Source organism: Streptococcus sp. 2579, assembly GCF_013277195.1.
Classification (GTDB): domain Bacteria; phylum Bacillota; class Bacilli; order Lactobacillales; family Streptococcaceae; genus Streptococcus.
Genome location: NZ_VMMM01000007.1, coordinates 119,751 through 141,516, shown reverse-complemented (window position 1 = coordinate 141,516; position 21,766 = coordinate 119,751). Strand labels below are relative to the sequence as shown.

Sequence of the window (21,766 nt, the reverse complement as noted above, 5' to 3'; positions counted from 1 at the left end):
TAGCTTTCTAGTTTGCTCTTTGATTTTCATTGAGTATAAATTAGCCATAAAGAAAACCTATCACAGAGATAGATATCATATAATGGCGTAAATGGTCTTTTTCTGTTAAGATTATAAGGTATTCTATTTTGGAGGAAATGACATGAAAAAAATCGTTAAATACTCATCTCTTGCTGCTCTAGGGCTTATTGCTGCAGGTGTTTTAGCAGCTTGCTCAGGTGGTGCTAAGAAAGAAGGAGAAGCAACTAGCAAGAAAGAAATCATCGTTGCAACCAATGGCTCGCCAAAACCATTTATCTATGAAGAAAATGGCGAATTGACTGGTTATGAAATTGAAGTGGTTCGCGCTATCTTTAAAGACTCTGACAAGTATGATGTCAAATTTGAAAAGACAGAATGGTCAGGTGTATTTGCTGGTCTTGACGCTGACCGTTACAATATGGCTGTCAACAATCTTAGCTACACTAAAGAACGTGCGGAGAAATACCTCTATGCCGCACCAATTGCCCAAAACCCTAATGTCCTTGTAGTGAAGAAAGATGACTCTAGCATCAAGTCTCTCGCTGATATCGGTGGAAAATCGACGGAAGTCGTTCAAGCCACTACATCAGCTAAGCAGTTAGAAGCATACAACGCTGAACACCCGGACAACCCAACTATCCTTAACTATACTAAGGCAGACTTCCAACAAATCATGGTACGTTTGAGCGATGGCCAATTTGACTATAAGATTTTTGATAAAATCGGTGTTGAAACAGTGATCAAGAACCAAGGTTTGGATAACTTGAAAGTTATCGAACTTCCAAGCGACCAACAACCGTACGTTTACCCACTTCTTGCTCAAGGTCAAGATGAGTTGAAATCATTTGTAGACAAACGCATTAAAGAACTTTACAAAGATGGCACTCTTGAAAAATTATCTAAACAATTCTTCGGAGACACTTACCTACCGGCAGAAGCTGATATTAAATAATTTCTTGAAATCATCCATTCTGAATAAGATGGGTGATTTCTCAGTTCTTAGGGATATAGTTTTAAACTATATATCTGATTATCTAATAACAATTTGTGCAATTGAAGAAAGTATGAGATACTAGTACGGTATTATTTTTAAGGAGAAAGAATCATGAAAATTAAAAAATGGCTTGGTGTAGCAGCCCTTGCTACAGTCGCAGGTTTGGCTCTTGCAGCTTGCGGAAACTCAGAAAAGAAAGCAGACAATGCAACAACTATCAAAATCGCAACTGTTAACCGTAGCGGTTCTGAAGAAGCTCGTTGGGATAAAGTTCAAGAATTGGTTAAAAAAGACGGTATCACTTTGGAATTTACAGAGTTCACAGACTACTCACAACCAAACAAGGCAACTGCTGATGGTGAAGTAGACTTGAACGCTTTCCAACACTATAACTTCTTGAACAACTGGAACAAAGAAAACGGAAAAGACCTTGTAGCGATTGCAGATACTTACATCTCTCCAATTCGCCTTTACTCAGGTTTGAATGGAAGTGACAACAAGTACACTAAAGTAGAAGACATCCCAGCAAACGGAGAAATCGCTGTACCGAATGACGCTACAAACGAAAGCCGTGCGCTTTACTTGCTTCAATCAGCTGGCTTGATTAAATTGGATGTTTCTGGAACTGCTCTTGCAACAGTTGCCAACATCAAAGAAAATCCAAAGAACTTGAAAATCACTGAATTGGACGCTAGCCAAACAGCTCGTTCATTGTCATCAGTTGACGCTGCCGTTGTAAACAATACCTTCGTTACAGAAGCAAAATTGGACTACAAAAAAGCACTTTTCAAAGAACAAGCTGATGAAAATTCAAAACAATGGTACAACATCATCGTTGCGAAAAAAGATTGGGAAACATCACCTAAGGCTGATGCTATCAAGAAAGTGATCGCAGCTTACCACACAGATGACGTGAAAAAAGTTATCGAAGAAACATCAGACGGTTTGGATCAACCAGTTTGGTAATAAGAAACAGGGAGGTGGGAGAGAAAATTCCACCTCTTGCTTTTGTATAGAGCATGGATTGTCAGGAAGAGTAGTTCATAGAAAGGTAGAGAGAATATGGTTTTTCCTAGCGAACAAGAACAGATCGAAAAATTTGAAAAGGATCATGTAGCCCAGCATTATTTTGAGGTTTTGCGTACCTTGATTTCTAAGAAGTCGGTCTTTGCCCAACAGGTTGGACTTAAGGAAGTCGCAAACTATCTGGGTGAGATTTTCAAGCGTGTTGGGGCTGAAGTGGAGATTGATGAGACTTATACGGCGCCCTTTGTCATGGCGCACTTCAAGAGTTCGCGTCCAGATGCTAAGACCTTGATTTTCTATAACCACTATGACACTGTGCCAGCGGATGGGGATCAGGTCTGGACAGAGGATCCCTTTACGCTTTCGGTGCGCAATGGCTTCATGTATGGGCGTGGGGTTGACGATGATAAGGGTCATATCACAGCTCGTTTGAGTGCTTTGAGAAAATATATGCAGCACCACGATGACCTGCCTGTCAATATCAGTTTTATCATGGAGGGAGCGGAGGAATCGGCTTCGACAGACCTAGATAAGTATCTGGAAAAACATGCGGATAAACTCCGTGGGGCGGATTTGTTGGTCTGGGAACAAGGGACCAAAAATGCCTTGGAACAGCTAGAAATTTCTGGTGGCAATAAGGGGATTGTGACCTTTGATGCCAAGGTGAAAAGTGCTGATGTCGATATCCACTCTAGTTATGGTGGGGTTGTGGAATCAGCTCCTTGGTATCTCCTCCAAGCCTTACAGTCTCTTCGCGCTACAGATGGCCGTATCTTGGTTGAAGGCTTGTACGAAGAAGTGCAAGAGCCAAATGAACGAGAAATGGCCTTGCTAGAAACTTATGGTCAACGAAACCCAGAGGAAGTTAGTCGGATTTATGGATTGGAGTTGCCTCTCTTACAGGAGGAGCGGATGGCCTTTCTAAAACGTTTCTTTTTCGAGCCAGCCCTTAATATCGAAGGGATTCAGTCAGGTTATCAAGGACTAGGAGTCAAAACGATTTTGCCTGCAGAAGCCAGTGCCAAGCTAGAAGTTCGTCTGGTTCCGGGCTTAGAACCGCATGATGTTCTGGAAAAAATTCGGAAACAGCTAGACAAAAATGGTTTTGATAAGGTAGAATTATACTATACCTTGGGAGAGATGAGCTATCGAAGCGATATGAGCGCACCAGCCATTCTCAATGTGATCGAGTTGGCCAAGAAATTCTATCCACAGGGCGTTTCTGTCTTGCCGACTACAGCTGGAACAGGGCCAATGCATACGGTCTTTGATGCCCTAGAGGTGCCAATGGTGGCCTTCGGTCTAGGAAATGCCAATAGCCGAGACCACGGTGGAGATGAGAACGTGCGAATCGCCGATTATTACACCCATATTGAATTAGTAGAGGAGCTGATTAGAAGCTATGAGTAGAGATATTATCAAGTTAGATCAGATCGATGTGACTTTTCATCAAAAGAAGAGAACTATCACAGCGGTCAAGGATGTGACCATTCACATCCAAGAAGGGGATATCTACGGAATCGTTGGATATTCTGGAGCAGGGAAATCAACCCTTGTACGGGTGATTAACCTCTTGCAAAAGCCATCTGCAGGCAAAATTACCATTGACGACGATGTGATTTTTGATGGTAAGGTGACCTTGACGGCAGAGCAGTTGCGTCGTAAACGTCAGGATATTGGAATGATTTTCCAGCATTTTAACCTGATGAGTCAAAAGACGGCAGAGGAGAATGTAGCCTTTGCCCTTAAGCACTCTGGACTCAGCAAGGAAGAAAAGAAGGCTAAAGTTGCTAAGTTGTTGGACTTGGTTGGCTTGGCAGACCGTGCTGAAAACTACCCTTCACAACTATCTGGAGGGCAAAAACAGCGTGTGGCCATTGCGCGTGCCTTGGCAAATGATCCGAAAATCTTGATTTCAGACGAGTCAACTTCTGCCCTTGACCCTAAGACAACCAAGCAGATTTTGGCCTTGTTGCAAGATTTGAACCAAAAATTAGGCTTGACTGTTGTCTTGATTACGCATGAAATGCAGATTGTCAAAGACATTGCCAACCGTGTTGCAGTCATGCAGGATGGGCATTTGATTGAAGAGGGCAGTGTCCTTGAAATCTTCTCAGACCCTAAACAACCTTTGACGCAAGACTTTATCTCAACAGCGACAGGTATTGATGAAGCCATGGTCAAGATTGAGAAGCAAGAAATCGTGGAATACTTGTCTGAAAATAGCATTTTGGTACAGCTCAAGTATGCAGGTGCTTCAACAGATGAGCCACTTTTGAATGAATTGTACAAGCATTATCAAGTGACGGCTAATATCCTCTATGGGAATATCGAAATTCTCGATGGTACTCCTGTTGGAGAATTGGTGGTGGTCTTGTCAGGGGAAAAAGAAGCCTTGGCAAGCGCCCAAGAGGCCATCCGTCAGGCTGGTGTGCAACTAAAAGTATTGAAGGGAGGACAGTAAGATGGAATCATTGATTCAAACCTATTTGCCAAATGTCTATAAGATGGGCTGGGCTGGTCAAGCTGGCTGGGGGACAGCTATCTACTTGACTCTTTATATGACGGTTCTTTCCTTTATCATCGGAGGTTTCTTGGGGCTAGTGGCAGGACTCTTCCTTGTCTTGACAGCGCCAGGTGGTGTCTTGGAAAATAAAGTCGTTTTCTGGATTTTGGATAAAATCACCTCTATTTTCCGTGCGGTACCATTTATCATTCTCTTGGCAGTCTTGTCACCCTTCTCTCATCTAATCGTAGGAACAAGCATTGGTCCAAATGCAGCTATCGTACCCCTATCTTTTGCAGTCTTTGCCTTCTTTGCCCGTCAGGTGCAGGTTGTCTTGGCTGAACTGGATGGCGGTGTCATTGAGGCGGCTCAAGCTAGCGGAGCGACTTTTTGGGACATCGTGGGCGTTTACCTATCAGAAGGTCTTCCAGATTTGATCCGTGTGACGACTGTGACCTTGATTTCCCTTGTTGGGGAAACAGCTATGGCGGGTGCGGTTGGAGCTGGTGGTATCGGTAACGTAGCCATCGCTTATGGATTTAACCGCTACAATCACGATGTGACCATCTTGGCAACCATCATTATCATTTTGATTATCTTTGCAATCCAATTCTTGGGAGACTTCTTGACTAAGAAATTGAGCCATAAATAAAGAGATTTGGGCAATCTGTACATCATTCATAGGAGTTGTCGTTATAGTCAAGACTTAAAATTCTCTGTACTGGTTGCTATCAACTGTTACTTTTATGAGTTAGAGAGTTAAGAATTGTGGGGAGTCAATATGCAAAATCTGGGAGAAGTTTTTAAAGAATTGAGAAAGAGTCGGAATGTATCTCTACAGGAGGCGACGGGAGGAGAGTTTACTTATTCCATGCTGAGCAAATTTGAGCGTGGAGAAGCAGACCTATCATCTATGAAATTGATTACTGCCTTAGATAATATCCACTCTGATTTGAATGAATTTATGTACTTGGTACGTGGTTTTTCTCAGAAAAAGGTTTTGGCTTTTCAAGAAAATCTTTGGGATTTATATGATAGAGAAGGGATTGATTCTCTCCATTCCTTGTATGAAGAGACGACTCAAAAGTATAGATCAAGTGGTGAAACAAGCTATCTTTTACAAATGATTCGTATCAAAAGCCTTCTTGTGTTTTTTGATTCAGAAATAAGAGCAACGGATGAAGAACTGACTTTTCTCTATGACTATTTTTTTAATATTGATATCTGGGGAAATTATGAATTGGAACTATTTTCAACGATTTCTACTTTGTTTCCTCTGCCTCTCTATTTTAAATATTCTAGGGAGATGTTACAAAAGACGGATTTATTAGGCTCTTTACCTAGTAACAAAGTTGGTATTGACACCATTTTAATTAATGGACTCTTTAAAGCGATAGAGGAAAAGGATAAATTAAAAGCAGATTATTTTATCTTTCAGATTGAAAAACGAGAATTGCCAGAACCTCAAGCTTATCTTAAAATCATTTATATGATTGCTAAAGGGTATTATGATACTATTTTTAATGTAAAAAATAAGGGTCTTGAAAAAATTCAGAGAGGCATTACAATCTTACAAGATTTAGAGTATGTAGATGGTGCAAGATATTATGAAAACTATTTTGCAAATCAGCTTTCAAATGAAGATTTGTAATATATTCTCGTTACATCTATTGATGAAAAATAAATAGGCTTGTAGATGGATTGATAATTAGCAGTTTCTAGGCGCTAGAGTTGCTATTTTCAGAAAAAATATATTACAAAAAAGTGGGGAATCCCGCTTTTTTTGTTAGACTGGTTTCAATAGAATACTCTTTGAAATATGGAGAAAGGCCTGTTATGAAACTATTCTTAAGACATCATTTATTTAGGATACTTACCTTATCGAGGTTTTTAAGCTCAAGTGGAGCTTATATTTATAATCTGGTATTTATCGTTTATGCTGCGAGTCTACCCTTTAAAAATATAGCTGTATTTATGGCGAATATGATTACGATTTTACCTTTCCTATTTACTTTTTATGTTGGGATTAAGGCTGATCATACTCGGAATAAAGCAGGGACAATTATCTGGGTTGGTTGTGTGCAAAGTCTCCTATTTCTTTTGATTGCTAATGTGATTCATGACCAGAACTTCGTAACGTTTGCTGTTATCTGTATGGTTAATATCTGTTCAGATATTTTATCAGATTATACAGCAGGTCTTCGTATGCCGATTATCCAGCATAATATTTCTGAAGATAAGCTCTATGAAGCTTATTCCTTTACTCAGTTTGTCTCCTATTTATCAAATCTAGGAGGTCAAGCCTTAGGAGTGTGGCTACTCACAACCAGTAGTCAAAATTTTTCTTTTGTTGCAATTGTGAATGCTGGCTTCTTTTTACTATCTTCTCTCATTTTGTTCAAAAATAGAAGAGAATTGACGCATTTGTCTGTAAGTGTAGAGGATAAGTCGATTAGTTTACTTCAACAAGTTAAGGCAATCTATGAGGACATGGATAATATATTTAGACAGAGAGAAAGTAAATCTTTGTTTAAAATTATTCTTGTTATTTTAGTAATGAATACTTTGGGAGGAGCTGTTGGAGGTATTTATCACTTTTACTTATTAGATCATACTATCTATCATCTCAGTTATGCTCAAGCCCTATTTTTAATTGAATGTGTTAGCTTGGGAGGAGCTATTCTTGGTAGCCTAACTCCCCATGATTATTTTGGGAAATGGTCTTTTTCAAGTTTGCTATCGCTCAATGCAATTCTGTTTGTCTTGCTTGCTACTGCTAATATTTTAGATTTTTCTCCTCTAGTAGGTGTTGCCTGCTTAGCTTTTGTCATGTATTTGATGTCGAAATCAATGCCTAAATTAGATACTCTGTTATTGTCTAATTTGAGTGCGGATGTATTAGCTAGAAGTAATAATCTCTTGAGTATGATTTTTTCCCTAACATTACCTTTGGGGATGTCTGTATTTTCCTTCTTAGCTTTGCAAGACATCAGGCTTTGTTGGTGGGTATTTTTGGTAGTGAGTGTGATAGGGTTGATTTTATCACTAGAAAAAAGAAGTTTTTCAGGTAAAAAAGTTTAGCCTAGAAAGCTCAGGATTACTAGAAGGCCTTCCAGATTTGATCCGTGTGACGACTGTAACCTTGATTTCACTAGTTGGTGAAACAGCCATGGCCGGTGCGGTTGGAGCTGGTGGTATCGGTAACGTAGCCATCGCTTATGGATTTAACCGCTACAATCACGATGTGACCATCTTGGCAACCATCATTATCATCTTGATTATCTTTACAATCCAATTCTTGGGAGATTTCCTGACCAAAAAATTGAGCCATAAATAAAAAAGAGCCGCCTGGCTCTTTTTTAGTAATCAGATTTTCTGTGCCAATTTTTTACTCAAGGCTTGTCCAATCAAGGCACCCAATAGGGCTCCGATGACTACACTTGCAACAAATAGAAGGATGGTTCCAGGATTTGGCGCAACCATGATACGGTCGATATATTCTTGGGATTTTCCTCTTGCTAGTAGGGTAGCCATATAGGCTTGGGGCGCAATCCACATAAGTAAGATTGGTCCTGAAGTGCTAAAGGCAAAGAGTATGAAAGAAAGGAAATTCGTAGTTTGGTCCTTGTATTTTCCTAAATGAGCTATTCCATCTGCTAGGAGGCCACAGATAATTCCAGGAAGGAAGGCACCAGCACCGTGTTTAGTCCCCAAGAAAAAGAGAGTAATGACAAGGCCGATAGTGGTAATAGCTCCAAAACGCGGAACTTTTGCGATTAGAATCATATAGACGCCACCGCCGACAAGGGCAGTAAAAGCAGGCGCATAAAACATGTTTCCAGTTTGGTCAAAGAGATTGCCCAAAAGGACACCAATCCCCATGCAGAGGAAGTAAAGAACTGCAAAAAGCAGTGTAGTTAAGATAGATTTTTTCATGAATCATCTCCTGATAATTTTTTCACAATTCTCATTGTACCACGGTTTGGTGGGATTGTAAATGGATACTAGAAGTTTTTGAAAACGCTTGAAATATGATATAATAGTTTCATAGTTATTTTTAGGAGGGTATCATGGGGAGATTTTTAGACTTTGTCTTTAATCGTTTCTTTTTAGGGATGATTGCGACAGCCTTCTTTTGGCTATTAACTTTAGCAGGAGGGATTATCCTTGGTCTAGCGCCGGCTAGTGCCACCTTGATGAGTTTGTATGCAGAACATGGTTATAGCTTTCGGGAATACAGTTTGAAGGAGGCTTGGTCTCTGTACAAGCAAAATTTTGTCTCAAGCAACCTGATTTTCTATAGCTTTTTAGGAGTGGATTTAGTTTTGCTCTATGGCTTGTATCTCTTGGTACAATTGCCTCATCAGACTATCATTCATTTGATTGCGACATTTTTGAATGTTCTAGTAGTTGCCCTGCTCTTTTTGGCCTATACAGTGTCCTTGAAATTACAAGTTTATTTTGATTTGTCCTATCGAAATAGCCTCAAACTATCCTTGATTGGCATCTTTATGAGCCTAGCAGCTGTGGCCAAGGTTCTCCTTGGGACCGTGCTACTTGTAGCAATTGGTTACTATATGCCTGCTCTGCTTTTCTTTGTAGGAATTGGGATGTGGCATTTCTTTATCAGTGATATGTTGGAACCGGTCTATGAAAGTATCCATGAAAAATTGGCGACAAAGTAGGATGAAGCAGTTTTGGCTACATACGCTTCTGCGAACCTACAGTTCAGTGATGATCATTATTATTGCGAGTTTTGCAATCTTACTCTCCTATGCTGACTGGGATTCACGGGAAAAGGAAGCCCAGAGAGTAGCCCAGCGTGTAACTGCTAGAACAGTGAGTGAAATTGAATATTACCATAGAGAGTCAACCCAGATAGCTCAGGCTTTAGTTGAAAATCAAGCTCGTATTGAGGGAATCTATAAATACTTTAGCCTTAGCATGCCAGACTATTTTTACTGGCAATTAGAGCGGAAAGCTTCGCCTTATGTATCAGTCTCTCTGCATGAAAATGTTGATGACCTCTATGTTCGAAATGATTTTGTAACTGGAGTGGCCATTGCTTTTCAAGATTACAAGGAAGTCTATGTTTCTACTAAAGACAAACGTAGTGGAGAAAAAATCAGGGCTGAGGATTTCAAACCAGCAGGAAATAGTTTTGCCATTCCGGTGTCAGATCCAGTGTCAGATCAAGATTTAGGAGTGATTTACATCTCCTTGGATCCTGCTGTTTTATACCATGCCATTGATAATACTAGAGGTCATACTCCGATGGCAGTAACAGTGACCTCACCTTTTGATACGGAGATTTTTCATATTGGTGAAACAGTTGATAAGGAGAGTGAAAATTGGCTCGTTGGCTTAACGTCTCATGGTTATCAGGTTCAGGTGGCAGTTCCCAAAAACTTTGTTTTACAAGGAACAGTGACTAGCTCTGCTTTGATTGTGAGCTTGAGCCTTCTCTTTATTGTCATTCTTTATCTGACTTTGAGGCAGACATTTGCCAACTATCAAAAGCAGGTGGTGGATTTAGTAGAATCCATTCAAGTCATTGCTCAAGGCGAAGAGGGTCGTCGGATTGACATTTCCGAGAAAGATCAGGAATTACTCCTAATCGCGGAGACGACCAATGATATGTTGGATCGATTGGAAAAGAACATCCATGATATTTACCAGTTAGAACTTAGTCAAAAAGATGCCAATATGCGAGCCTTGCAGGCGCAAATCAATCCTCATTTTATGTATAATACGCTGGAGTTCTTGCGCATGTATGCAGTTATGCAGAGTCAAGATGAGTTGGCAGATATCATTTATGAATTCAGTAGTCTCTTGCGTAACAATATTTCTGACGAAAGAGAAACTCTTCTCAAACAGGAATTAGAATTTTGCCGTAAATACAGCTATCTCTGCATGGTTCGCTATCCCAAGTCCATTGCCTATGGTTTCAAGATAGACCCAGAGTTAGAGAATATGAAGATTCCCAAGTTTACCTTGCAACCGCTGGTAGAAAATTATTTCGCGCATGGTGTTGACCACAGACGGACAGATAATGTGATTAGCATCAAGGCGCTTAAACAGGATGGTTTTGTGGAAATTTTAGTGGTAGATAATGGCCGTGGAATGTCGGTTGAAAAATTGACAAGTATTCGAGAAAAATTAAGTCAGAGACATTTTGAACACCAAGCCAGTTACAGTGATCAAAAGCAGTCTATCGGGATTGTCAATGTCCATGAGCGGTTTGTGCTCTATTTTGGGGACCGCTATGCCATTACGATAGAGTCTGCGGAGCAAGCAGGTGTTCAGTATCGTATTACAATTCAAGATGAGTAGAAAGGGAGAAAATGTATAAAGTATTATTAGTAGATGATGAGTACATGGTGACAGAAGGTCTGAAGCGTTTGATTCCCTTTGATAAGTGGGATATGGAGGTCGTCGCAACAGCCAGTCATGCCGATGAAGCCCTAGAATATGTTCAGGAAAATCCCCTCGATGTCATCATTTCAGATGTCAATATGCCCGACAAAACAGGGCTTGATATGATTCGGGAAATGAAAGAGATCTTACCAGATGCCGCCTATATCCTGCTTTCAGGTTATCAGGAGTTTGAGTATGTAAAAAGAGCCATGAATCTTAGTGTGGTGGACTATTTGGTCAAGCCTGTTGATAAGGTAGAGTTAGGAAATCTGCTGGAGAAGATTGCAGATCAGCTCGGCGAGAGAGGGAAGAAAAGCCAGACCCTCAGTCAAGATTTAGACGAGACTGGATTTGTTAGTTATTTAGGGGATAAGGAGAATTGGTGGATAGGTCTATCCAAGGAAAAACAAGGTTCCTTCACCATTCCCTACTATGTCTTGGGTCAAGATTGGCAGATTTTCATTTCTGACCAACCCCTAGATGGTTTGGTCGTTACACCTTTTGAAGCTCCTTATCAAGAACACTTTGAACGCTGGAAGCTGAATGCTGAGAAAGCCCTCTTTTACGGCTCTGTAAATCTACAGCAGTCTCAGAGTCTCTTTGCCTACTACGAACCGATTTATAGGGTTATCATTCAGGGGAATCTCAATCAAATCGTAGAAGAGTTGAACCTCTTGGAGAAGGTGGTTCTTGAAAATACACCTCGTGTTCCGATTACCAAACAGCTTTTTATCCAGTTTGTCATGGATGTCTTTCACTTGTTTGAACATCTCAAAGCTGATGATATGACGGACATTGTCAAAACCATTCATGCTATTCAATCCTTCGATGAATTGGTTTCTTATATCAAGGAAACTCTGACCAGCTTTTTCGGTCAATACCGCATGAATGAAAATGTGGTCAGTGTGCTGGAAGTCATTGGTCGTGATTACCAAAAAGAGCTTTCCCTCAAGGATATCAGTAAGGCCCTCTTTATCAATCCTGTCTATCTAGGTCAGTTGATTAAGCGAGAAACCGATTCGACCTTTGCAGAATTACTAAACAAACAACGTATTAAGGCTGCTCAGCAGCTCTTGCTTTCAACCAGTGACAGTATCGAAGATATTTGTTATGCTGTTGGTTACAGTAACCTTGGATATTTCTATAAAGTGTTCCGAAAATTGTGCGGAAAATCGCCAAAAGCCTACCGAAAACAGGTAGAAACGATACTATAAGATTTGTATTCCTTTACAAAATGTGCTATAATAAAAATAATATTATTAGGAGGTTCTATCATGAAAAAGAAACCGATTTATCTATGGGTCTTGTTAATCTTGTCTGCCCTTATTTCAGCTATGTCTCTGTTTGGAATGTTGAGTCCCTTACCTAGCAAAGAAGCCCTTCGTGCTGCTCAGAAACAAGTTGCAGGGGTCAGTGCTCAGCAATTAGAAGACCAGCTTAATTACAACTATGGAGTAGCAGAAGCGTATCATTCTATTTTTAATATGGCCTTGATTGTGCTATCTGCTATTTTAGTGGTCGTAGCGATTGTCTTCCTTATTCGTAAGAATTTGCAATATGCAAACTATACTTACGTTGGCTATGTTTTGTTAGCTATTATCGGTTCGATTTATGGCTATGTTGGTTTACAGGACGCTGTGCAGTTGGTTCAAGATGAGACCATGCGTTTGACAATGAGTATTGGTTCAAAAGCTGTCAGCATTTTCTATATCGTCATCAATATTCTCTTCCTAGCTCTTGTCTTCTATAAGATGTGGCGTCAGCAGAAAGCCTTGGCAGAAGAAGAGGAAGCAGAAAATCTTGCCTAAGTATTGACAAAAAAGAACTATCAAGATACAATCTTGGTAGTTCTTTTTCGATTAAAAATAAAATCATGGAGGTACATATGAAGACAATTTCTTTAGTTTATATTAGTTTGAGTGGCAACACTGAAAGTTTTGTGACGCGCTTGAAAGATTATCTCTTGTCCCAGTACGAGGGGATTGAAGTCCAAAAGATTCATATCAAGGATTTGGTCAAGGAAGGTCATGATTTCTATGAAATGGACCACCCTTACGTCGCTTTTTTGCCGACCTATCTCGAAGGTGGGAATGGCGTGGATAATGGAGATGTCGAGATTTTGACGACACCCGTTGGGGATTTTATCGCCTATGGTGACAATGCTAGTAAGTGTTTTGGCGTAGTTGGTTCAGGAAATCGTAACTTTAATAACCAATACTGCCTGACAGCCAAGCAATACAGTCAACGCTTTGGTTTCCCTGTCTTGGCTGACTTTGAAATGCGAGGCATGCTGGAAGATATCAAACGTGTCGCAGCCATTATCGCAGATTTGTATGAGTTGGAAAAGGAGAATTAAAGTCAATATAAGAGGCACTTGGGATTTTTTAACTGTTTTTTTGAGTATAAACAGTCTTTAAGAACGTAAAAAAGCATAAGTTCAGGTCTTTAAAACCTTGTTCTTATGCTTTTTATCATAGAAATATTTGCTGCATTTTCTCTTGAAAGGAAACCTTATACTCAATGAAAATCAAAGAGCAAACTAGGAAACTAGCCGCAGGCTGTACTTGAGTACGGCAAGGCGACGTTGACGTGGTTTGAATTTGATTTGCGAAGAGTATTATCTTCATCTCGCGCTTGTCAGTTAACCTGCTTTTCCGATTGCAAGTGCGTAGATAAAGAAGATGGCGAAACCAAAGAGGAAAAGCAATCCTGCAATGGCAAGGTGTTTGAGCCAAGAAGGAAGATTTTTGTTTTCACGCGTTACCAAGGCGTAGTTTAAAAGAGCGAAGAATGGTGTTGTCAGGAAAGAACCAATCATAGCAAAGCGGAGCATGGTTGAAACCTGACCAGCGAAGAACTTGATAATGACGATACCGATGATAGCAGTGATGGTCATCCAAATGTTCAAAGATTTACTACTGTCTTCTTTTTGACTGATTAGCAGTCGGAGAGATTCCTGATTAACACGAGAATAGCCATCGATAACAGTGATAACTGTTCCAAAGATACAGAGGAAGGCGATAAAGGTAATCAAGTAACGGGACCATTCGCCAAGAACAGAGGCATACATGCCCACGAATTGAGAGATGTATTTGGCTGAAGCAGCTTCAACCGCCTGCCCTGTAGGATACTGAATCAGTGCTCCCAGTGCCACAAAGAAGACGGCTAGGATAGCTGTTCCAATATAACCAGTGTTAAAGTCAAACAGAGCGTCTTCTGTGTTAAAGTTGACGGTCTTTCTCTTTTCAGCTGACCAAAGTGAATTGATAGCTGAAATTTCAATAGGAGCCGGCATCCATCCTAGGAGGGAGACGATGAAGGGCAGAGCTGCCATTTGCCAAGGTGTCTTCTCGACAAAATCAGAGCTGTATTCGGGATGCTTGACCGCCGCAATGATAACTGCAAGAACAGTCGCAATGGTCAAAGCAGACATAATCCATTTGACCATGCCGTCTAAAAGTTTGTAGCCTCCAAAGAGTAGCATAGCCCAAATGATTGCAACGAGAATGAGGGACCACTGAGTGATGCTAAGTCCAATCATTGGGAAAGCACTGGCGATGATGGCTGAGCACAGAATGGCGACACCAGCTGTGTTGACCATAGCCGAAAAGACATTGAGGATAAAGAAAATCCAGAGATAGAGTTTTCCTTTTTCGGCGTAACCTTCAACCAAAGTCTTTCCGGTATCAGCTGTATATTCAGCACCAAAACGGAAAAATGGATATTTAAAGACATTGGCTAAGATGACCAAGAAAAGTAGAGACCAACCGTAAGAACCGCCAGCTTGAGTTGAGGATACAATATGGGAACCTCCAACAGCGGCAGTTGCCATTAGAATTCCAGGTCCCATTGCTTTTAGTTTACTTGCCCAGGTTGATTGATTTAAGGAAATAGCTTGCGACATGATAAATACTCCTTTTTGAATTTTCAGAATAATCTGGATATGTAATCTATATTCTACAAAAAACTTTGGGAAAATGCAAGAATATTTTGAAAAAAGATAGAAAATTACAGAAAATTTACAAAGAAGATCTGAAAATAACTGCTATGATAGCAAGGTACAGCAGGGTAAAGAAAAACCGAGAAGTTTCTTTCTCGGACTTGCTTATTATGAGGTTCCTATTTTCTATGCTCCAAGAGTTGATTGATATGGTCTACTTTTTTAGCTTCTTTTTTATAAAGAATAACCCAGATGATAAGGTAGACAATCGCAAACTCGATAATGAGCTGGAGATAGAAGAACCAGTGGAAAGGGAACCAACCTGCCAGAGTTGCTAGTGGGATAAAGCCTACTAGCATGAGGAAGAAATGGGAAAGCGTCGCACGAAGCATGCTCCAGTCACGGCTGAATAATCGTTTACCAAAGTTGAAGAGCATACCGATAGCTGCCCAGATAAGAGTACAGTAGAGCAAGATTAGGGCACCGTGAACCTGATGCTGAGCCATCACTTGGCCGATGAGAGAGTAGGGATTTAGTGGGGCATAAGTACTCGGTGCATAAATGAGTGAAAAGATGATAGAGAGGATGAGGCCGATAAGGACACCAGTAGCTGCATCGTGAAATACTTGTTTTTTCATAGTTCTAATTTCTCCTTGATGGTTTTTAGGTAACGGCGTGAAGAGTAGGTGAAGCTTTTGTTTTTCAAGAAAATTTCTACCAGACCGTTGGGCGTGAGATTGAGATGAGAGATGGAATCGATATTGATGATTTCTGATTGGGAAATTTGGATAAAATTGGTTGGCAGAATTTCAAGGACCTGATAGAGTCGCAAATCAATGCTGTAGGTCTGACTCGCGGTTTCTGCTAGAACCTTCCGATTCTCGATATAGAAGCGTTGAATCTTGCCGATCTCAACGAGATAGACCTGATTATCGATTTTCCCTTTGATTTTTTCTGTTAGATCCAGATTTTCTGCGAACTCGATGACTTTCTGGACTTTCTCGGTTTCTTGAGGTGCTTGGACAATCAGTTTCTCCTCCTCGTAAGTCTCACTAATCTGTAGTTCTACTTTCATAAATTTCTCTCCTTGTTTTTCATACAAAATTGTGATCACTTCTTGTACACCTTTATTAAACACTATTTTACGCCCTCTGACAAGGGACTTTGTCTATGTGGAGGGATTTGACTCCTATGTGGCGCTTGCTTTTCTGTCCTTTCTGAAATATGGTATAATAGCATTATCAATTTCTAGGAAAATAGATACGGAAAGGGGCTGAAAGATGTCTCATATTATTGAATTGCCAGAGGTGTTGGCAAACCAGATCGCAGCTGGAGAGGTTATCGAGCGTCCAGCTAGCGTTGTTAAGGAGTTGGTAGAAAACGCTATTGACGCGGGCTCTAGTCAGATTATCATTGAGATTGAGGAAGCTGGTCTCAAGAAGATCCAAATCACAGATAATGGTCATGGAATTGTCCACGATGAGGTGGAATTGGCCCTGCGTCGCCATGCGACCAGTAAGATAAAAAATCAAGCAGATCTCTTTCGGATTCGGACGCTTGGTTTTCGTGGTGAAGCCCTTCCTTCTATCGCGTCTGTTAGTGTTCTGACCCTTTTGACGGCGGTGGATGGTGCAAGTCATGGAACCAAGTTAGTCGCGCGTGGGGGTGAAGTTGAGGAAGTCATCCCAGCGACTAGTCCTGTGGGAACCAAGGTTTGTGTAGAGGATCTCTTCTTCAACACGCCTGCCCGTCTCAAGTATATGAAGAGCCAGCAGGCGGAGTTGTCTCATATCATTGATATTGTCAACCGTCTGGGCTTGGCCCATCCTGAGATTTCTTTCAGCTTGATTAGTGATGGCAAGGAAATGACGCGGACAGCTGGGACTGGTCAATTGCGCCAAGCTATCGCAGGGATTTACGGTTTGGCGAGTGCAAAGAAGATGATTGAAATTGAGAATTCTGACCTTGATTTCGAAATTTCAGGTTTTGTGTCCTTGCCTGAGTTGACTCGGGCCAATCGCAATTATATCAGCCTCTTCATCAATGGCCGTTATATCAAGAACTTCCTGCTCAATCGTGCTATTCTTGACGGCTATGGCAGTAAGCTCATGGTGGGGCGTTTTCCACTGGCTGTCATTCACATCCATATCGACCCTTATCTAGCGGATGTCAATGTTCATCCAACCAAGCAAGAGGTGCGGATTTCCAAGGAAAAAGAATTGATGACGCTGGTCTCAGAAGCTATTTCCAACAGTCTCAAGGAACAAACCTTGATACCAGATGCCTTGGAAAATCTTGCCAAATCGACCGTCCGCAATCGTGAGAAGGTGGAGCAAACTATTCTCCCACTCAAAGAAAATACGCTCTACTATGAGCAAACAGAGCCGACAAGACCTAGCCAAGCTGAGGTGGCTGATTATCAGGTAGAATTGACTGATGAAGGACAGGATTTGACCCTGTTTGCCAAGGGAACCTTGGACCAATTGACCAAGCCAGCAAAATTGCATTTTGCAGAGCGAAAACCTGCTAACTACGATCAACTAGACCATCCAGAGTTAGATCTTGCTAGTCTTGATAAGGCCTATGACAAGCTGGAGCGAGAAGAATCATCAAGCTTTCCAGAGTTGGAATTTTTCGGGCAAATGCATGGAACCTATCTCTTTGCCCAAGGGCGAGATGGGCTCTATATCATAGACCAGCACGCGGCTCAGGAACGGGTCAAGTACGAGGAGTATCGTGAAAGCATTGGCAATGTTGACCAGAGCCAGCAGCAACTCCTAGTGCCCTATATTTTTGAATTTCCTGCGGATGATGCCCTTCGTCTTAAGGAAAGAATGGCACTTTTAGAGGAAGTTGGAGTCTTTCTAGCAGAGTACGGAGAAAATCAATTTATCTTACGTGAACATCCTATTTGGATGGCAGAAGAAGAGATTGAGTCAGGCATCTATGAAATGTGTGATATGCTACTCTTGACCAAGGAAGTTTCTATCAAGAAATACCGGGCAGAGCTGGCTATCATGATGTCCTGCAAGCGGTCTATCAAGGCCAATCATCGTATCGATGACCATTCGGCCAGACAGCTCCTTTATCAACTTTCTCAATGTGACAATCCCTATAACTGTCCCCATGGACGTCCTGTTTTGGTGCATTTTACTAAGTCGGATATGGAAAAGATGTTCCGACGCATTCAGGAAAATCACACCAGTCTCCGTGAGTTGGGGAAATATTAAACTAAAAGGAAAACTATGTACGAATATTTAAAAGGAATCATTACCAAAATCACTGCTAAATACATTGTTCTTGAAACCAACGGTATCGGTTATATCCTGCATGTGGCCAATCCCTATGCTTACTCGGGACAGGTCAATCAGGAGGCTCAGATTTATGTGCATCAAGTCGTGCGTGAGGACGCTCATCTGCTTTATGGATTTCGCTCAGAAGACGAGAAAAAACTCTTTCTCAGTCTGATTTCGGTCTCTGGGATTGGTCCTGTATCAGCTCTTGCTATTATCGCTGCTGATGACAATGCTGGCTTGGTTCAAGCCATTGAAACCAAGAACATCACCTACTTGACCAAATTCCCTAAAATTGGCAAGAAAACAGCCCAGCAGATGGTGCTGGACTTGGAAGGCAAGGTAGTAGTTGCAGGAGATGACCTTCCTGCTAAGGTGGCAGTGCAAGCTAGCACTGAAAACCAAGAACTGGAAGAAGCCATGGAAGCTATGCTGGCTCTGGGCTACAAGGCAACAGAACTCAAGAAAATCAAGAAATTCTTTGAAGGAACGACAGATACAGCTGAGAACTATATCAAGTCGGCCCTTAAAATGTTGGTCAAATAGGAGTAGAGCATGACAAAACGTTGTTCGTGGGTCAAGATGACCAATCCGCTCTACATTGCCTATCATGATGAGGAGTGGGGCCAGCCTCTCCATGATGACCAAGCATTGTTTGAGTTATTGTGTATGGAAACCTATCAGGCAGGCCTATCTTGGGAAACGGTGCTCAACAAACGTCAAGCTTTCCGAGAAGCCTTTCATGGCTATCAAATTCAAGCAGTTGCAGAGATGACCGACACCGAATTGGAAGCCTTGTTAGACAATCCAGCCATCATCCGAAATAGAGCCAAGATTTTTTCTACACGCGCTAATGCTCAAGCCTTTCTACGACTACAGGCAGAGTACGGCTCTTTTGATGCCTATCTTTGGTCTTTTGTTGAGGGGAAAACGATCGTTAATGATGTTCCCGACTACCGCCAAGCCCCAGCTAAAACACCCTTGTCTGAAAAATTAGCCAAAGATCTCAAAAAAAGAGGTTTCAAGTTCACAGGCCCAGTCGCTATCTTGTCTTTTCTACAGGCTGCAGGGCTAGTTGATGACCATGAGAATGATTGTGAGTGGAAAAGCGGCAATTAGTGAGTATAGGTAATTAGAATATCTGAGAATATAGAAAAAAGCTGAGAAACTCTTCCCAGCTTTTTATATATACTATTAGATTTGTTAGAGTGAAGTCAAAAAAGTGATTCCACCTAAAATAACACCAGCTGAATTTGGAATGATTAGTATCCAATCCTTCTTAGGTTCCTTTGTCCATCCATAAATAACCCAGATTAAGCAAGATATAGCAGCTGATAAAGGTTGAAATGGTTGAGCTTTATTTCCCTGTAAATTAGCGATAATTTGAGGTATGTAGGCAATAAATACTATAATTCCAATAAAGGCACCAATAGAACCTACGATTCGATTAATTTTTTGTTTTGTCATATACACCTCCTTCAAAAGGATAACATAGAAATTAGCGAAATGCAATAAATTCAGATACAAATTGTAACGAAAACGAATACAAAAGCACAAAAATAGAGAAACTATTTATTTTTTGTTATAGTCAAAGCGAATGACTTGCTCCTGTGCATCTACATGGGCATGGACGCCAAAGGGGACAATTGCTCTCGGAGTTGCGTGGCCGACATTTAGATTATAGATAATCGGGATATTGCTGTCAATAATATCCAATAGTGCCTCTTTATAGTCGTCATAGAAAGTTTCATCCATAGGTTTTCCGACCAGGAGTCCACTGATGACCTCGAATATACCAGTGTCCTTTAAAGTCCGCAACATCTTTTTGAAGTATTCCGGATCAGGCTTTTCTTCGCTTGTTTCTAGCAAGAGGATCTTTCCTTCCCAGTCTGACAAGTCAGGGAAAAGTTTGTATTCTTGGCAGAGCTCCGTGCTATCTGTGTATCGAGAGTTGTCAAAGATATCATAGAGGGACTCAAGACACCCACCGAGGATTTTTCCCTCGAACTGGGCATTTCCTTGCAACAACTCCAAACCAGTATTTGCATGACTGATACGATGTGTCCCCAGAGCCTTGGGACTAAAATCCGTTCGTTCCTCATACCAAACATTGCTAGGGCGGATTTCTGAAATTCTTCCAGTCTCAATCAATTCTTTAAAGTAGTGAAAGCTATAGGGCAACATCTCCTTGTCTAATTCACAAATGTCTGCTAAGAAGGATTGACCATAAAAAGTCTTGATTCCTAGTTTATGCAACATGAGATGGTTCATGGTTGTATCCGAGAAGCCAAGAAAAATTTTTTGTTTGATAACCTTTTGGAGTTGGTCATTTTCAAAAAGATAAGGTAGTAAGCGATAGGTATCGTCCCCACCGATGGCACATAGGATTATGTCGATGTTATCATCAGAAAAGGCATGAATCAAATCCTCTGCACGAGCTTCAGGATGGTTCTTGATAAAGTCTAATCCTTTTAGCGAATGGGGCAAAAAGATAGGATTGAGTCCCAGGTCCTTGAGACGTTGGACACCCAAGTCCACTTCGTGTTTGACAAAGTCCTCTCCGATAATGCCACTAGATAAACTAACAATACCAATAGTAGAAATCATATCTCATCCTCCTAGAAATAGATTGATACTCTTCGAAAATCTCTTCAAACCACGTCAGCTTTGCCTTGACGTATGTATGGTTACTGACTTCGTCAGTTTCATNNCTTTGAGCAACCTGCGGCTAACTTCCTAGTTTGCTCTTTGATTTTCATTGAGTATGAGCCTATTTTATCACAAAAGATTAGATAGAGCTATGTGGGATTTCAGAAGAATGCTTTTAAATCAAGAAAGTAGTGAAAAAGCAACCGCACCTGCAGTTGCTTTTATGATTCTTCTTAATAACGTGTTGGTCCTGCACTTGCGCTGCGGATGTTCAAGCGTTTCTTGAGATAGAAGCGAAGGGCTAGGAGGGCTACTCCGATAATAGCCAGCGGCACTGGAGCAAGTACTGGGTTAAGGCTAGCTGGTAGGAAGCTTGTTGCAAAGAAGACAAGCAACCAAAGGAACATAGAAGCTAGGATAACCAGTACAGATTTCCAGAAAGGTGGGCGTTGACTGCGGTCCATATCTGGTCCATAGTATTGGTAAACGAAGTAGTACATCAAGTAGAAGGCAAATCCACCAACCAGTCCAACTAGCAGGAGGGTAATCAAACCGTAACCGATAGCCTGATCTGCTGAGAAGAAGGTTGTGAGGGCGCTGACGAGGGCGAAGAGGCTAGTGATGAAAAGGGCTGAGTCCATAATCATGAGTTTTGGATCATCATTTTCTTTTGGATGCTCTTTTTCATATTGCTCCTTGACAGTGAAGCTGTGAACCCAGTGAGTTGGTGCACCGTAGAGGGAACGAGCAGTAGTGCCTTTGGCTTGCTCTTCAAGGATTTGGGGAATAACTTCCTCAAAAATAGCCTTAATTTCAGCATCTGTTTTTCCATCTTTGATGAATTGTTGGGTAGCGATGTGGACAAATTCTTGGTTTTTCTTAGTTAATTTTTGTAGATCAATCTGAGACATAGGAACTCC

22 protein-coding genes and 1 pseudogene are annotated in these 21,766 nt (G+C 41.1%); 16 read left to right on the top strand and 7 right to left on the bottom strand.

Annotation, left to right across the window (positions count from 1 at the left end; genetic code table 11):
- Positions 1-142: 142 nt before the first annotated feature.
- The 8 genes and pseudogenes from HT725_RS04720 to HT725_RS04685 all read left to right on the top strand — a co-directional run.
- Complete coding sequence (locus HT725_RS04720; protein ID WP_173253153.1) at positions 143-973, top strand: amino acid ABC transporter substrate-binding protein; 831 nt, start codon at positions 143-145, stop codon at positions 971-973.
- Between the two features lie 153 nt (positions 974-1,126).
- Positions 1,127-1,981, top strand: coding sequence for a MetQ/NlpA family ABC transporter substrate-binding protein (locus HT725_RS04715; protein WP_023948487.1), 855 nt, complete (start codon positions 1,127-1,129; stop codon positions 1,979-1,981).
- 96 nt (positions 1,982-2,077) lie between these two features.
- A complete protein-coding gene (locus HT725_RS04710; RefSeq protein WP_173253152.1) occupies positions 2,078-3,451 on the top strand; it encodes a M20/M25/M40 family metallo-hydrolase in 1,374 nt (457 codons plus the stop codon).
- Positions 3,444-4,505, top strand: coding sequence for a methionine ABC transporter ATP-binding protein (locus tag HT725_RS04705; protein ID WP_173253151.1), 1,062 nt, complete (start codon positions 3,444-3,446; stop codon positions 4,503-4,505). Before HT725_RS04710 ends, HT725_RS04705 begins: the two co-directional genes overlap by 8 nt.
- A gap of 1 nt (position 4,506) precedes the next feature.
- Positions 4,507-5,199 (top strand): methionine ABC transporter permease, encoded by a 693-nt coding sequence (locus HT725_RS04700; RefSeq protein WP_000444647.1) that lies wholly within the window; start codon positions 4,507-4,509, stop codon positions 5,197-5,199.
- A gap of 261 nt (positions 5,200-5,460) precedes the next feature.
- The gene (locus HT725_RS04695; RefSeq protein ID WP_240149606.1) at positions 5,461-6,198 is read left to right on the top strand and encodes an Rgg/GadR/MutR family transcriptional regulator; all 738 of its coding nucleotides are present in this window, start codon (positions 5,461-5,463) and stop codon (positions 6,196-6,198) included.
- A gap of 185 nt (positions 6,199-6,383) precedes the next feature.
- Entirely contained in the window at positions 6,384-7,628 is a 1,245-nt protein-coding gene (locus tag HT725_RS04690; protein WP_173253149.1) for a transporter, read from the top strand.
- A gap of 22 nt (positions 7,629-7,650) precedes the next feature.
- A pseudogene (locus tag HT725_RS04685) lies at positions 7,651-7,884 on the top strand (ABC transporter permease); the annotation flags it as partial.
- A 29-nt stretch (positions 7,885-7,913) separates the two neighbouring features.
- Here HT725_RS04685 and HT725_RS04680 read toward each other — a convergent pair.
- The gene (locus tag HT725_RS04680; protein ID WP_173253148.1) at positions 7,914-8,483 is read right to left on the bottom strand and encodes an MptD family putative ECF transporter S component; all 570 of its coding nucleotides are present in this window, start codon (positions 8,481-8,483) and stop codon (positions 7,914-7,916) included.
- Positions 8,484-8,617: 134 nt separating this feature from the next.
- Between HT725_RS04680 and HT725_RS04675 the strand changes: the two genes are divergently transcribed.
- The 5 genes from HT725_RS04675 (at position 8,618) to nrdI (ending at position 13,320) form a co-directional block, all read left to right on the top strand.
- Positions 8,618-9,232 carry a DUF624 domain-containing protein gene (locus tag HT725_RS04675; protein ID WP_173253147.1) on the top strand — a complete coding sequence of 205 codons (615 nt, stop codon included), beginning with the start codon at positions 8,618-8,620 and terminating at the stop codon, positions 9,230-9,232.
- Positions 9,210-10,880 carry a sensor histidine kinase gene (locus HT725_RS04670; protein ID WP_345890540.1) on the top strand — a complete coding sequence of 557 codons (1,671 nt, stop codon included), beginning with the start codon at positions 9,210-9,212 and terminating at the stop codon, positions 10,878-10,880. Before HT725_RS04675 ends, HT725_RS04670 begins: the two co-directional genes overlap by 23 nt.
- An 11-nt stretch (positions 10,881-10,891) precedes the next feature.
- Positions 10,892-12,178, top strand: a complete 1,287-nt coding sequence (locus tag HT725_RS04665; RefSeq protein ID WP_173219471.1) for a response regulator transcription factor — start codon at positions 10,892-10,894, stop codon at positions 12,176-12,178.
- Between the two features lie 60 nt (positions 12,179-12,238).
- Positions 12,239-12,772, top strand: coding sequence for a hypothetical protein (locus HT725_RS04660; RefSeq protein WP_000729017.1), 534 nt, complete (start codon positions 12,239-12,241; stop codon positions 12,770-12,772).
- Between the two features lie 77 nt (positions 12,773-12,849).
- A complete protein-coding gene (nrdI, locus tag HT725_RS04655; protein WP_049539619.1) occupies positions 12,850-13,320 on the top strand; it encodes a class Ib ribonucleoside-diphosphate reductase assembly flavoprotein NrdI in 471 nt (156 codons plus the stop codon).
- 285 nt (positions 13,321-13,605) lie between these two features.
- Here the strand turns inward: nrdI and HT725_RS04650 are convergent, their stop codons facing one another.
- From HT725_RS04650 to HT725_RS04640, 3 genes are all read right to left on the bottom strand, one after another.
- On the bottom strand, positions 13,606-14,868 hold the full coding sequence (locus HT725_RS04650; RefSeq protein ID WP_173219177.1) for an NRAMP family divalent metal transporter: 1,263 nt from the start codon (positions 14,866-14,868) through the stop codon (positions 13,606-13,608).
- 215 nt (positions 14,869-15,083) lie between these two features.
- Positions 15,084-15,542 (bottom strand): DUF3021 domain-containing protein, encoded by a 459-nt coding sequence (locus HT725_RS04645; protein ID WP_173219180.1) that lies wholly within the window; start codon positions 15,540-15,542, stop codon positions 15,084-15,086.
- Entirely contained in the window at positions 15,539-15,979 is a 441-nt protein-coding gene (locus HT725_RS04640) for a LytTR family DNA-binding domain-containing protein (protein ID WP_173219183.1), read from the bottom strand. The genes HT725_RS04645 and HT725_RS04640 overlap by 4 nt, the downstream gene beginning before the upstream one ends.
- Before the next feature lie 205 nt (positions 15,980-16,184).
- Here HT725_RS04640 and mutL point away from each other — a divergent pair, with 205 nt between their 5' ends.
- From mutL to HT725_RS04625, 3 genes are read left to right on the top strand one after another with little or no spacing between them, the layout of a single operon-like run.
- Positions 16,185-18,134 carry a DNA mismatch repair endonuclease MutL gene (mutL, locus tag HT725_RS04635; protein ID WP_173219186.1) on the top strand — a complete coding sequence of 650 codons (1,950 nt, stop codon included), beginning with the start codon at positions 16,185-16,187 and terminating at the stop codon, positions 18,132-18,134.
- A 15-nt stretch (positions 18,135-18,149) separates the two neighbouring features.
- A complete protein-coding gene (gene ruvA / locus HT725_RS04630; RefSeq protein ID WP_173219189.1) occupies positions 18,150-18,743 on the top strand; it encodes a Holliday junction branch migration protein RuvA in 594 nt (197 codons plus the stop codon).
- A 9-nt stretch (positions 18,744-18,752) separates the two neighbouring features.
- On the top strand, positions 18,753-19,316 hold the full coding sequence (locus HT725_RS04625; protein WP_173219191.1) for a DNA-3-methyladenine glycosylase I: 564 nt from the start codon (positions 18,753-18,755) through the stop codon (positions 19,314-19,316).
- Positions 19,317-19,400: 84 nt separating this feature from the next.
- On the opposite strand, the gene HT725_RS04620 is transcribed toward HT725_RS04625, so the two are convergent.
- From HT725_RS04620 to HT725_RS04610, 3 genes are all read right to left on the bottom strand, one after another.
- Positions 19,401-19,664, bottom strand: coding sequence for a SemiSWEET family transporter (locus HT725_RS04620; RefSeq protein WP_000166114.1), 264 nt, complete (start codon positions 19,662-19,664; stop codon positions 19,401-19,403).
- Positions 19,665-19,769: 105 nt separating this feature from the next.
- Complete coding sequence (locus HT725_RS04615) at positions 19,770-20,804, bottom strand: S66 peptidase family protein (RefSeq protein WP_173219194.1); 1,035 nt, start codon at positions 20,802-20,804, stop codon at positions 19,770-19,772.
- 275 nt (positions 20,805-21,079) lie between these two features.
- Entirely contained in the window at positions 21,080-21,757 is a 678-nt protein-coding gene (locus tag HT725_RS04610) for a DUF1129 domain-containing protein (protein WP_173219197.1), read from the bottom strand.
- Positions 21,758-21,766: the final 9 nt, after the last annotated feature.